Origin of the sequence: Mesorhizobium sp. LNHC252B00 (genome assembly GCF_000502955.1) — a bacterium.
Classification (GTDB): Bacteria; Pseudomonadota; Alphaproteobacteria; order Rhizobiales; family Rhizobiaceae; genus Mesorhizobium.
In genome coordinates this window covers 147,909-160,187 of record NZ_AYWO01000011.1, presented here as the reverse complement: position 1 = coordinate 160,187, position 12,279 = coordinate 147,909, and the positions used below count along the sequence as shown (strand labels likewise).

The following is a 12,279-nucleotide window of genomic DNA, read 5'->3' as shown; positions in this document are numbered from 1 at the left end:
CAGGACACACCATGAAATGCTGGTGGAGGCTTGGCGCAGCGAGCCGCAAAGTTTCGGGGGTCAGTATCGTGAAACGCGCCGATCGTTCGTCCTTGGGACCGAAACAAAGATATCAAGAGAAGCGATGACCGCCATCATTACCGTCTTTGAGCGGTCGCCCGATGGCGGCAAGGGACTGGCGCGTGATACGCGCGTTCGCTGGGCGCTGGACGAAGTGGGCCAACCTTACGAGGTTCGCCTCGATTCGTTCAAGGCGATGAAGGAACCGGCGCATCTGGCGCTTCAACCTTTCGGGCAAATTCCGGCCTACGAAGAAGGCGATCTCCGGTTGTTCGGGACCGGGTCGATCGTGTTCCATATCGCGGAAACGCCATCCGGGCCTGTTGCCGGACGATGTAAATGCCCGGGCGCGCGCCATCACCTGGATATTCGCCGCGCTCAACACGGTGGAGCCGCCAATCCTTAGACTTGTAACCGCCAAGTTCCTTGAAGGCGACAAGCCTTGGGCGGCGCAACGCCTGCCTCTCATCCAGGATCGCATCCGCAATCGGCTTGGCAATTGTCCCGACGTCTTGACAAGGCCAACGGTCGACGGTGCGTTCAGCGCAGACGACCCCGTGAAATGCCTAATGTTTCCGGACATCACGCCAGTCTGCCTTTTATGCGATTTTGGACGGACACACGGCGAACAGACCTTAACAGCTACGGTATACTTCCTCGTACCCGATGCTGATCCACGAGGGTCTTCCTCAATCCCAAGTGATAAGGGCGGCTTTCGGGCCTCGCCCTTTTTCCGGCTACGATTTCACGGCGGCCGGGTCGAAGCCGTCCAGCTCCTCGCCGATCTCGACAAGGGCCTTTCTGACTGTGTCCTCAACTTCCTGTCGTTTCTTCGGCGGCATCAGGCCCAGCCCCTTCAGCATCGCCTCGCGCCAGTGCTGCCCCCTGCCCCACGCTTCCGAGAACACTGTTGCAAGGTCGTCCTTGCGCCGGGTCGCCTCCAGTGCCTCGACAAGGAGGCTGGCCTGATAGACGTCTTTTTCGCGCTTGGCGACGCCATTTGCATCTGATTGCCTGCGAGAGGCGACGATGAGCTTGTGAACTGCATACCGTTCCGGCGACGGCACGGTTACAGGCACCCCTGACCGATGCAGCATCACGGTCCGGATGGGCTCGTGGATCAGGAAATCGAGGAAACGCAAGGGCTGCGCCGAAGCTCCCCCCAGTGCTGGCATCGGACTGGCATGGTCGGTGAAGTCATCGGATCCCCGGTTCGGCGTAAGGAACTCGACCTTGTATCGCGTTGCATTCTCGAATTGCGTCGTGTGTCCGGGATCCGATCTGTGGGGGATTTCCCTGAAGGTTGGGTCAATCTCTCTCAAGATTTCCAGGATCGGCGGCAGGCTGTCTTCGACTGACGACGAGATCGAGTAGTGCTGCGCGAAATCGGCATCGCCGGTTTGCAATGAAGCGCCTGGCAACCTTACACCGAGATGTCCTGCATACGTCTGGAAGGCAACCGTACCAACGAGCACGCCTCTTAGGCGGAAGATTCCTGCTGCTCCCATGGCTTCAACGACATCGCCAGTGAACCGGTCCGGAGCAGTCAGCATTGCTTCGCGAGTCAGCGTGGAGACGAGTTTCCGTCGGCCGCGGAGGTCTTCCTTAATCTCTTGGAAGGTTTCAACGCGTTTCGCGATCTCGGGGTCGTCGGACGGGCCGACATACTTCCGCGTTTTCTTAGGTTGGGTTTCCTCAAAATACCAATAGCCCCGCCCCTTCACCGGCACCCGGACAAAATTTCCCGCCGTGGAGAAGTCGGTTTCGAACGATGCATCAAGGCAGCGCTGAACAAGTTCCGCATACATCGTGCGATAAACGAGATCGACCGTCTTCATGCGTCGGCTCCGTTATAAGAAAAATGAGTTTCTCTTATAACGGCATGAGCTCAAGCGATGCAAGCGACGTTATAAGAAAATTGCCGAAATCTTATAACGCTGCCTTCCGCGTTGACGGTCGCCCAGCGAGCCCGCGGACGTGAAAACCACGGTCGCCGCGATCGCCGACGTTCGGGGGGTCCCCGGTGGATGCCGTCATGACGATCGAACCTTCGCTCTCTACTGGGGTATAGAAAGATTGTAATCTTCGTGCTACATATCCGCTCGATCTGTAGTGCGAAGGTGTCAAATGCCCACTCCACACAACCCTCCTGCTGCAGTGCGGCGCGCGCTGCGCAAACTTGGGGCGGACATCCATGATGCCCGTCGACGCCGACGGCTGCCGATGGCGGTCGTAGCCGAGCGCGCCTTCACGTCTCGCTCGACACTGCAAAGGGTCGAAGCTGGCGACACCAACGTCAGCGTCGGCATTTATGCCGGCGTCCTGCAGGCGCTCGGCCTGCTCGACGGCCTGAGCCAAGTCGCCGACATCAGCAACGACAGCGTCGGTCAGGCGCTCGCCAGTGCGGACCTGCCTAAGCATGTCCACCTCAGGCGGCCAACCGGATCGTCCCGCGATGACTGACTTCGAGGTCCATGTCGATTTGGACGGCCGCACACGCCCGGTCGGACTGGCGAGGAGCAATCGCGTCCGGGGCATCGAGACCATCCTCTTCGAGTATGACGGCGCATGGCTTGAGGACCCGGACCGCTTCTCCCTGGAGCCAGCCCTTGCTCTGACCCGTGGCGCCTTCGCCCCTCCTGCCGGTCTTGCGACATTCGGCTCCATCGGTGACTCAGCGCCTGACACCTGGGGCCGGCGCCTCATGCAGCGCGCCGAACGCCGTCTCGCCGATCGGGAAGGCCGCGCGGTTCGCACGCTTGTAGAAAGCGACTACCTTCTTGGAGTGGCCGATGAGACCCGGCTTGGCGCACTCCGATTCCGCTGGGTCGGCGAAGAGATTTTCCAAGCGCCGATCCGTGCCGGCGTTCCTGCCCTGATCGAGCTTGGCCAATTGCTCCAGATCGCCGAACGGGTTCTCCGGGACGAAGAAACGGATGAAGACCTGCAGCTCATCTTTGCCCCAGGCTCCTCCCTTGGCGGTGCCCGCCCGAAGGCGTCGGTCATCGACCAACATGGTCACCTCTCCATCGCGAAATTCCCGAAGGAGACCGACGACTACAGCATGGAGACCTGGGAAGAGATCGCGCTGCGGCTAGCCGGACAGGCAGGTATCGCCACCCCTCAGCACGAGCTGATCGACGTCGCCGGCAAGGCGGTCATGCTGTCGCGACGCTTCGATCGTGACGGGGCGATCCGCACCCCGTTCCCGTCGGCGATGGCGATGACGGGCGCCAGGGACGGCGAGCGCGGCAGCTATCCGGAGATCGTCGATGCTCTCGCTCAACACGGCGCTCAGGGAAAGACGGACGCCCATGCCTTATATCGGCGTGTCGTCTTCAACGTGCTGATCTCCAATGTCGACGACCACCTCCGTAATCACGGTTTCCTGTGGCTTGGAAAGGCGGGTTGGTCTCTCTCGCCGGCATACGACCTCAATCCCGTTCCGACTGATCTCAAGGCCCGGGTACTGACGACGAACATCGATCTCGATGAGGGCACCTGTTCGCTCGATCTGCTGGAAGCCGCGTCGGAGTTTTTCGCGCTCCAACCTGGCGCGATACCGCCAAGGAGGTCGGCGCCCGCCCAGCCGAGATCAACCGCATGGCCAGCGCCTTCGAACACGACGATCTCAAACGGGCGCTGGCGCTATAACGAGGACATTCCTGCACAGCTTCGAGCCAGCCAGCGCCAGTCCGATCACCGGCGCCACCGTCGAGGGTGCATGGAACAGACGATGAGTCCGCGGACGAAATCCCGATTTGAGAAAGCCGTGCAGCATCAATGGCATGATGGTGCATGATTTTGGATTTGCCGAGGAGCAAGTTCGGGCGATCCTACATGATCCCCCGCGCCCGGTAGCGCCCCCGGCCCGTCACCTCCCGGATGCCGAGTTCGGCGACCAGGTCGAGCGGGCGCGCTGGCTGATTTTCAGCTCGGCCGCGATCAGTCCGGCCGAGGCCACCTCGGCGAAAGTGTGGAGGATAGTGTCGCTTTACAGTAATTATGAGAATCGCTTTTCAATCAATTCAGTTGGTCAGCTGTGCACTTAATTTGAGAACGTGCACTTGAGTTGATAATCATGCCGGCCGTCGGCATTTGATTTGACCAGCGTCTGCAGCGTAACGGGATCGAATTTCCAGAAGACAGTGTATAAAGGTCAAAGGATTAATGATCTTTCCGCTGATGCGATTGCAGTTAACTTGAGAATCTGGCGTCCAATATTCTCACGATTAAATGCCAATCCTGAACCAAACCGGCGCATTCTTACAATTAGGTGCCAAGCGACACGAGTTTTCAGCAGCCCATTTCAGCAGCTGATTAATGTGTGAGTTGGGAAGCTGCTGATATCAATTCCGCGGGATTCGGCGCCCGGCATACATTTTGACCTCCCTCTTCGGCTTCTGTGAAGCTCCAGCGCACAACGCCTTCCCGATCGAGCAGGAACTCGCCGATAAGCGGCATGTGACCGGCGATCATAATCTGCTGGTCGGCCTCCGTAATTTCATACCCGTCCTTTTTTTCGAGAAAGTCGCCCGCCGCAGCCGGGTTCATCGGTTCGGGCAACTCCCCCGGCAGATCGATCCGCAGTGTCGTGACCAGGTCCATTCCGACTTTGTGCGGCCATTCGGTTTCATTCTCCGTCAACTCGACGATGGGTAAACCGAAGGCGCGATGCGAAGTCCCCTCCGGATCGGATGCGCTAAGAAGATTGGGTAGCGGATGGTAACGGAAGTAAAGCCGCGCACGTTCGACCGGCGTCTTGACCACTGCGAGACATTCGACGCCCTTCTCCTTCAGGGCCGGGTTGAGCTGCGCCATCGCCGCGACATGGCGCCGGCAGAACGGACAGTGCAGGCCTCGAAACAATCCGATCAGTAACGGGCTACGGCCTCGAAAATCATCGAGCGCGATCTTGCCTTCGCGCGAGATCGCGTCGAGCATAATATTCGGTGCCCGGTCGCCCGGCTGCAGCGGGCGGTCGACATTACTCGTGGACATGGACAACCTCCTCGCCCGGATCAGTCAAGAAGAGGCAACACGCCCAGCGCTTCGGTGTTGAGTCCGTGCTGGGGGCGCAAACCTTCCTGCGCCGGGCAAAATGGCGTTCGGCCTCTGCCATAACGCCGAGGTCGAAATTACGCGCGTTGCAAGCCCATCATAACACGAAAAAAGCATCTGCGTGTCGCCCGTGTGACGGTGCTCGAACCCCGCCAGTATTTCCACGCATGCGACGGCACCGTAAAGTTATCGCTTGCAGGGTAAAGTGGTGGCGTCCTCATCCAAGTTTCATGCCAGCAGTGACGTGAGTGATTTCGCGCCAAGTTTCCGTGGCAGCGAAGCGCAGTTCACGATGGTCGGCGGATCGTTCTCGTCGTCGTATCGGCTGGTGCGAGTTCTCCGCTCGGTTGTTCAATCCCTTGTGCCGGCGATGTTCGACCTGCGGCATGATCTCTCGACCAGCCACAGCGGATCATGAAGCGCTTCAAGTCATCCGGCCAACTTAAGCGGTTCGTTTCCATCCACGATCCGTTTGCCACCTGTTTCACTTTCCCCGCCACGCTCTTTCACGTAAGAGCCGAGCTTGTCGGTGATCATCACGCGCGGTGCATGACTCTGCTTTTTCAGCAGTTTGCGCATCAGCCGCTTTGCAGCCTTGGCATTTGTGCTGGGGATCGTTCACAGCGGGATTCTGGTTAAGCGTCTGCGTGCTCTGGTGCTCGGAGCGCTTGTTGTTATGGCCGCCGTGCGCTTTGTGCCGCTCGGCGCGGTCCTATTCTACATCGGGAGCGCAGCGACGATGCTGGCGCTGTGGCCGCTGGCCTACGAGATGTCGCGACATCAGGAGAGCGGCGCGCTGAGCAAACGCCAACCGTGGCAGGCTGATCACACCGTGAGGTGCGAGCTTGATCGGCGGGAGCGAAATCAAACTTTGATACCCCGGAGACCGTCTTTACGCCGCTCTCGGCGCTATTTGGGCTACCGTTACGAAACGCGTGATGCCGCCCTATGCCGCCCTTGGTCAGCCGCCTTCGCCTCATCGATGCGGTGAACTTGAGCCGGAAATACGGTGTGGATGCTTCCGGACGTCGCACAAATGGGGAGCAGCCAATCCCGTGAGCTAAAACCGCGCCTATGCGGCCCGACGTGCCCCGCAGTGCTGTCAGCCGCCCGTCCGCGCGGCTTCATCGACCGAAGGAAATTCCCCACCCAGCCAAGCACTCGGTAATGCACTCGATGTTGGCCCAGCGGATGATCCTGTCACGGTCGCGTTGACCTGAGATCGGGTAATTTCGAGCGCGTTCATGAATTCGGGGGTCGCAGTCGGCTGTCGGAACGCAGTGGTGAGTTCGGGTCAGGGCGAGGAATATCCCTCAGGTGTGGTAGCTCTAACTGCTCTGATTGAGTGCGCCAGGAGCTTACTCACAGCCGCTAGACGCCACACCATCTGACCAATGGCGACCCCCCGAATTCTAACCTAGTTTCCGTCCATAAACGCCAACATATTGATATTCTTGCGTGAATCGGCATTTTGCGCAGGCAAGGCCCGGCGGTTTCAGGTACACTTTGGTCTCATGCCACTGATTCCAAAGCACAATCTGCAACCGCCGGAGCCGACAATGCGCCAAGAACGCACCGTCCAAGCCAGCATATTCGATCTTTTTGCCGCGCACGAGATCGGCCACGAACTGAAGGCGATGTCGCAGTGGCTGGACGAGCACCCCGACCTGCTTGGCTTGGTGGCGCGAGACCTGGTTCGGAGCAGCGTCAGGGCCACCGGACGGCAAGGCCTACCTGCTGAAGCGGTGTTGCGCTGTGCGCTTCTCAAGCAATACCGGCAACTGAGCTATCAGGAACTGGCATTCCACCTCGAGGACTCAGCCTCATTTCGCGCCTTTGCCCGCCTGCCATGGTCGTGGAGCCCGCAGAAGTCGGTGCTGCAAAAGACGATCAGCGCGATCCGGTCCGACACCTGGGAAGAGATCAATCGGGCGCTGCTGTCGAATGCCCGGCAGGTAAAACTGGAAGACGGTGCGGTCGTGCGGCTGGACAGCACTGTGACCTCGGCACTCATGCACGAACCGAGCGACAGCAGCCTGCTGTGGGACGCTGTGCGGGTCATGGTGCGCCTGTTGAAGCAGGCTGATGCCTTGGCCGGTGGCGCCGGCTTGGAATGGCGAAATCATTGCCGCGCGGCCAAGAAGCGCGCCCGCAAGATCCAGTTCACACGCGGCCGACCCAACCGCGTCCAACTCTACCGTGAACTGATTGCGATCGCCTGCGCGACCTTGGCCTATCTGAAGCAGGCCACGGAACGATTGGCCGTGGCGAGCACTCCGCTCATCGCACTGTGGCAGGCCCAGGTTAGTCACCATCGGCCGCTGATCGAGCAAATCATCGCCCAGAGTGAGCGACGAGTGCTGGCCGGGAACTTGGTGCCGGCCAGCGACAAGCTGGTCAGCCTGTTCGAGCCCCATGCCGATATCATCGTCAAAGGCAGCCGCGACACCGAATACGGTCACAAACTCAACCTGACCACCGGCAGGAGCGGCATGATCCTCGATCTGGTGATCGAGGCGGGCAATCCGCGCGACAGCGATCGATTGCTGCCGATGCTGGAACGCCACATCGGCATCTGGGGCCGGGCGCCGCGGCAGGCGGCGGCCGACGGCGGCTTTGCCAGTCGCGACAATCTGGCTACAGCCAAGACCTTGGGCGTTCGCGACATGGCATTCCACAAGAAAGCCGGCCTCAGGATCGAGGACATGGTTAGAAGCAATTGGGTCTACCGCAAGCTGCGCAACTTCCGTGCCGGCATCGAGGCCGACATCTCGTGCCTCAAGCGTGCTTACGGCTTGGCGCGCTGCACCTGGCGCGGCCTTGATCACTTCAAGAGCTACGTCTGGTCCTCGGTCGTGGCCTACAATCTCGTCCTCTTCACACGTCTCAAACCGACCTGACGGCGAGCCATTGCGCGGGTCAGCAGCCCGCCGGCAGGCGCCGGCTCCATAGCCACGACTAACTTCCGTTCGGCGAGTTCTATCTGGCGTGATCCATTGGACTTCGCGTCGGCACGGTACCGCAAACGACGTTCGTCCTGCGGCAAACCTCTGTAAATCCTCACCAAAATGGGCGTTTATGGATGGAAACTANTCAGAAGATCGACCGCGCGGGCGCAAACGACGTTCGTCCTGCGGCAAACCTCTGTAAATCCTCACCAAAATGGGCGTTTATGGATGGAAACTAGACTAGAGGAGGTGGAGCTGACCCAACGGCGCTATGCGGAAATCGCGACCACGACCGACCTACGCATGGTCCACCTCAGAGGCGACAACGCCGTCCGGCTGGGTGTGCCGACCGATGTCGTTCGGGCGCAGCGCCAGAACCGGGCACGCCGGTGGTCGCTGGCGTTTCATGAGCACCCATCTGAGCCCGACGGGATCATTTATCCTCGCGCCTCAATGAGGCGACCAATCTTGCCATCTACGATCGCGCGATACCGAAGCTTCAGGTGAAGCGTGTTGTGACCGTTCTCGGCGCGCCAGGGCTGGGTCAGGTACTGGAGGATTTCAGGGTGGGGTTGGTGTGAGATGTAACTCGTGTCCGTATCGCCTGGCAAAGATGGCTATAGCGGCAGAATCGCACTAAGCCGGAGCAACGGAACGACCGGTATGGGGCCGCCTCCAGACAGTCCGCTTTCTGGGCGTGGGAGGCCGAATAGGCCTCTCGACTGTTAATCGAGCGGCCGTAGGGAAGGGCTTCGCCAGAAGGCGGCTTTCAATAAGCCGAGTGATCTTCTACGAAGAGGGGTAGGCGTCAAACGTCGTTCCGGAGGTGAGCGACCTCGTCTCGGCCACCCGTGGCGCGAACCCCTACTGCACTGGAGGTGCTCAACGCATAGAGCACCATTCCGTTCATCTCGAAGGGGAACATGATCGGATTTGACGCAAGCGTCGCCACGGAAATTGGGCGCTCCGAGTATCGAATGCACGCCTCCACGAGCCACGCGATAAGTTTGGGTTCGCTCACCTTCGTCTTCGGCACGCGAGCCAAGCGCTTGCCATTCATTGTGCGCTCGAGCGTTCCGCAGCTTGCCTGAGACTGAAGCACCATGTTGGTCATGCGGCGGGTGCCTTCACGTTCGCCATAGATCTCGGCCATTCGCCGATGCACCTCGGCGGACGCGCAATCTTCCTGCAATGCGGTCAGACGCCCGACAATCTCGGCCACTTTTCCAAAGAACGAATAGGTGGTGATGGCCATGCCCCAGGTAAGCAGGGGAATGGGGGAGAACGGGGATCCCGGTAATGTGAATGCCGCGATCGGAAAAGTCCACGAGATCAGGCCTTTGCCTCGTGCAGCGGGCATCGCGCAGCCCCATATAGCGAATATTGATATTTTCGGCCGATCGATCCGGGCCGAACTCGCCTCCATCAATAGCGAATGCTTCCAGGCTTCTCTGAAAAACATGCTTCCGACGAGCTGGACGTTCCACCTATTCCTGACCACACTTGGTCTTCTGTTTACGAGCTTGCCGGTTCCGCGGCCGCCGATCCGCTCGACCGCGAGCGATTTGGCAAATTCGTGCGTGGCTGGAAGACTGTATCAACTTTGGAGGTGATGGCCTACGACGGCCTAATGGAAGACCTATACGGGTCTTGGACCGACGTTGACCCGATCAAGTTGTGTGCGTCAAGTTCTGCAAAAATGGCGTGGCGGTAGCTGTGACGTCGGCGTGTCCGCCGCGCAGCTCCCGTGTTTAGCGGAGCGGCGGACNCCGATAGAAGCTCAGCGTCTCCTCGATGTTGTCCTCCACCCAGTTGACCAGCTTCGGATATTTGGCCTGCCATTTGGCAATCCACTGCGCCAGGTCGCGCTTGACCTCGGCAAGGTCGCGGCGGTCGTAGAACCATCTGAGCTCCATCAGGCAGTCGTCGTCGACCTTGCGCGGCACATAGTCGAGCGCGTTTCTGAGGAAGTGCACGTAGNTCGGAGACGACGAACTCGACGCCGGCGAGCCCGCGATTCTTGAGCCCTGTCACGAACGCGCGCCAACTCGAATGGCTCTCCCGGTTGGCCAGCTCAACGCCCAAAACCTGGCGCCGGCCCTCCCAATCCACGCCGATCGCCACCAGCACTGCCTGGCTGGCGATCACGCCCGCCTCGCGAGCCCGCTCGTAGCGCGCGTCCAAAATGAGATACGGATAGCCTTCCGTGAGCCGCTGCTCAAAGAACGCCTTCAGCGCCTCATCCAGCCGCACCGTCGCCTCGCTCACCGTCGAGGCCGAGAAAGCGTGGCCGCACAATTCCTCCGTCACCGCTTTCACCTTGCGGGTCGAAACGCCCTGCACGTACATCTCGACCAGCGCCGACACCAACGCCTTCTCCGAACGCTGGTAGCGCTCAAACAACTCCGTCGAGAACCGGCCCGCCCGATCCTGCGGGACCCGCAGCTCCAGAACCCCAACCCGCGTCACCAGCTTGCGCTCGTAATAGCCGGACCGATAGCCAATCCGCTCTGTCGTCCGCTCCCCTTTGCCGGCCCCGATCGCCTCCGTCATCTCGGCCTCCAGAGCCTCCTGCACGACAAGCTGCAACGCCTTGCGAAACCCGTCCTCATCCGACAACAGCAACGCTTTCAACTCACCCCTGCTCAGTCTAGCTTCTCGATTGGTCATGGCACTTCCCCTTCCACGGGAATCGGTGATTGCANGCCATGGCCGCTTTCGCCTCAGCGCAACGACCGTTCTCTCTCCAAAACTTTTTGCAGAACCTTCAGGACACTATCAGCTTCGCCCTTTCTGCCCGCTTTCCAATGTTGGCGATTTGCGAAAGCCGACATGACAGCCAATCTCCCCCTTGCGGGGGAGATGTCCGGCAGGACAGAGGGGGGTGCTGGCCCGCGGCGGCGCCAATGGCGCGCGCAGCTCCACCCAACCATTTGGACTATCGTCACGATTGCTGCACTATATCAGTGCATAAGCGGGAAGGGTGTTTGGAAGAGGCAGGCGATTGAAGGAATCAAAAATCCAGAAACCGGAACGACAGCAGCGCTTGTTCGGCCTGTCGACGCCGCTGCGGGCCGCCGTCATTCCGCCGCTGTCGGCGGCGCGCTGGCTGCTGGTGCTGATCGTCGCCGCCGGCGTCTATTTCTTCCACGGCTTCCTGTTTCCTGTGCTGGCGGCGCTCGTCATCGCCTTCGCCAGCTGGCCGCTCTACCGCCGCCTGCTTGTCGCGGTCGGCGGCAACCGCACCATCGCCGCGACCTTTGCCATCCTCTTCATCCTCGCCTTCCTGGTGATACCGATCGCTCTCGCCGGCACCTACGCGATCAACGAGGTCCGCGAGTGGGTCGCGTGGGCGATCGAGACCAACCGGCATGGCGCGGTCACGCCGCACTGGATCGCCACCATGCCTGTCGTGGGCGAGTGGCTGAACGAGCAATGGACGACCAATTTCGGCCATCCCGGCGGCATTGGTGAACTGATCCAGCTGGTCAGCGGCGCCAACATCGGCAGCATCTACCGCGGAGTACTGGCCGCCGGCGGCAGCGCCTTCGGCCTGCTCCTGACGCTGCTGTTCATGATGATCGCGCTGTTCTTCGCCTATCGCGACGGCGAACACTTTGCCGGCCAGGTCGACCGCCTCGGCGAACGTATCCTGCCGACCAGGTGGGAGCGGATTTCGCGCGTCGTGCCGGCGACGATCTCTTCGACCGTGACCGGCATGACCGTCATCGCCATCGGCGAAGGCCTGGTGCTGGGCATTGCCTATTGGCTGGCCGGCGTGCCGTCGCCGGTAACGCTCGGCGCCCTGACCGGCGTCATGGCGCTGATCCCCGGCGGCGCGCCGCTGTCTTTCACGCTGGTCTCGATTTACCTCGCCGCCAGCGGATCGCCGATGGCCGGTCTGGCGCTGTTCCTGTGGGGCGCGGTCGAACTGTTCATCGTCGACAAGACATTGCGCCCGAAACTGGTCGGCGGGCCGATAAAACTGCCCTTCCTGCCGACCTTTTTCGGCCTGATCGGCGGCGTCAAGACCATGGGGTTTCTCGGCCTGTTTATCGGCCCGGTGCTGATGGCGCTGCTAGTCGCGATCTGGCGCGAATGGTTGCGTGAGGTGGAACTGGCCGACGAGCTTGGGGCCGCGGCACCTATGGAGTTGGAGGGTAGTCCGCCGCAGATCGAGATTGTCGCCGATAAAAAGGCCAGCGCCTGA

7 protein-coding genes and 4 pseudogenes are annotated in these 12,279 nt (G+C 60.5%); 6 read left to right on the top strand and 5 right to left on the bottom strand.

All coding sequences use genetic code 11. The features are described from left to right. Positions 1-124 precede the first annotated feature (124 nt). Positions 125-554, top strand: a pseudogene (locus tag X744_RS01000000169810) (glutathione S-transferase); the annotation flags it as partial. 243 nt (positions 555-797) lie between these two features. On the opposite strand, the gene X744_RS153775 reads toward X744_RS01000000169810, so the two are convergent. Further along, a complete protein-coding gene (locus X744_RS153775; RefSeq protein WP_023759943.1) occupies positions 798-1,898 on the bottom strand; it encodes a GSU2403 family nucleotidyltransferase fold protein in 1,101 nt (366 codons plus the stop codon). Positions 1,899-2,187: 289 nt separating this feature from the next. Here X744_RS153775 and X744_RS153780 point away from each other — a divergent pair, with 289 nt between their 5' ends. Both X744_RS153780 and X744_RS01000000169805 read left to right on the top strand, forming a co-directional pair. Further along, the gene (locus X744_RS153780) at positions 2,188-2,523 is read left to right on the top strand and encodes a helix-turn-helix transcriptional regulator (protein WP_023759942.1); all 336 of its coding nucleotides are present in this window, start codon (positions 2,188-2,190) and stop codon (positions 2,521-2,523) included. Next, positions 2,516-3,714, top strand: a pseudogene (locus X744_RS01000000169805) (HipA domain-containing protein). Before X744_RS153780 ends, X744_RS01000000169805 begins: the two are co-directional and overlap by 8 nt. Before the next feature lie 666 nt (positions 3,715-4,380). Here the strand turns inward: X744_RS01000000169805 and X744_RS153790 are convergent. Together X744_RS153790 and X744_RS1000000175190 are read right to left on the bottom strand one after the other, a co-directional pair. After that, positions 4,381-5,061: a peroxiredoxin-like family protein gene (locus X744_RS153790; RefSeq protein WP_023759940.1), complete on the bottom strand. Its 681-nt coding sequence runs from the start codon at positions 5,059-5,061 to the stop codon at positions 4,381-4,383. Between the two features lie 277 nt (positions 5,062-5,338). Then, positions 5,339-5,715 (bottom strand): annotated as a pseudogene (locus X744_RS1000000175190) (hypothetical protein); the annotation flags it as partial. Between the two features lie 965 nt (positions 5,716-6,680). On the opposite strand from X744_RS1000000175190, the gene X744_RS153795 reads away from it, so the two are divergent. Further along, positions 6,681-8,021, top strand: coding sequence for an ISNCY-like element ISMesp5 family transposase (locus tag X744_RS153795; RefSeq protein WP_023759937.1), 1,341 nt, complete (start codon positions 6,681-6,683; stop codon positions 8,019-8,021). Between the two features lie 856 nt (positions 8,022-8,877). Here X744_RS153795 and X744_RS01000000169795 read toward each other — a convergent pair. Further along, on the bottom strand, positions 8,878-9,324 hold the full coding sequence (locus tag X744_RS01000000169795; protein WP_156938566.1) for a hypothetical protein: 447 nt from the start codon (positions 9,322-9,324) through the stop codon (positions 8,878-8,880). On the opposite strand from X744_RS01000000169795, the gene X744_RS1000000173795 reads away from it, so the two are divergent. Continuing rightward, on the top strand, positions 9,323-9,682 hold the full coding sequence (locus X744_RS1000000173795; RefSeq protein WP_156938565.1) for a hypothetical protein: 360 nt from the start codon (positions 9,323-9,325) through the stop codon (positions 9,680-9,682). The genes X744_RS01000000169795 and X744_RS1000000173795 overlap by 2 nt on opposite strands. A 150-nt stretch (positions 9,683-9,832) precedes the next feature. On the opposite strand, the pseudogene X744_RS1000000172140 reads toward X744_RS1000000173795, so the two are convergent. After that, positions 9,833-10,739: pseudogene (locus X744_RS1000000172140) on the bottom strand (transposase); the annotation flags it as partial. A gap of 334 nt (positions 10,740-11,073) precedes the next feature. Here X744_RS1000000172140 and X744_RS153805 point away from each other — a divergent pair. Beyond that, positions 11,074-12,279, top strand: coding sequence for an AI-2E family transporter (locus X744_RS153805; RefSeq protein WP_023759933.1), 1,206 nt, complete (start codon positions 11,074-11,076; stop codon positions 12,277-12,279).

Excerpts from the sequence above, each read along its gene's own strand:
- X744_RS153775 (WP_023759943.1), bottom strand. The coding sequence starts at position 1,898 with ATGAAGACGGTCGATCTCGTTTATCGCACGATGTATGCGGAACTTGTT.
- X744_RS153780 (WP_023759942.1), top strand. The coding sequence starts at position 2,188 with ATGCCCACTCCACACAACCCTCCTGCTGCAGTGCGGCGCGCGCTGCGC.
- X744_RS153790 (WP_023759940.1), bottom strand. The coding sequence starts at position 5,061 with ATGTCCACGAGTAATGTCGACCGCCCGCTGCAGCCGGGCGACCGGGCA.
- X744_RS153795 (WP_023759937.1), top strand. The coding sequence starts at position 6,681 with ATGCGCCAAGAACGCACCGTCCAAGCCAGCATATTCGATCTTTTTGCC.
- X744_RS1000000173795 (WP_156938565.1), top strand. The coding sequence starts at position 9,323 with ATGCCCCAGGTAAGCAGGGGAATGGGGGAGAACGGGGATCCCGGTAAT.
- X744_RS01000000169795 (WP_156938566.1), bottom strand. The coding sequence starts at position 9,324 with ATGGCCATCACCACCTATTCGTTCTTTGGAAAAGTGGCCGAGATTGTC.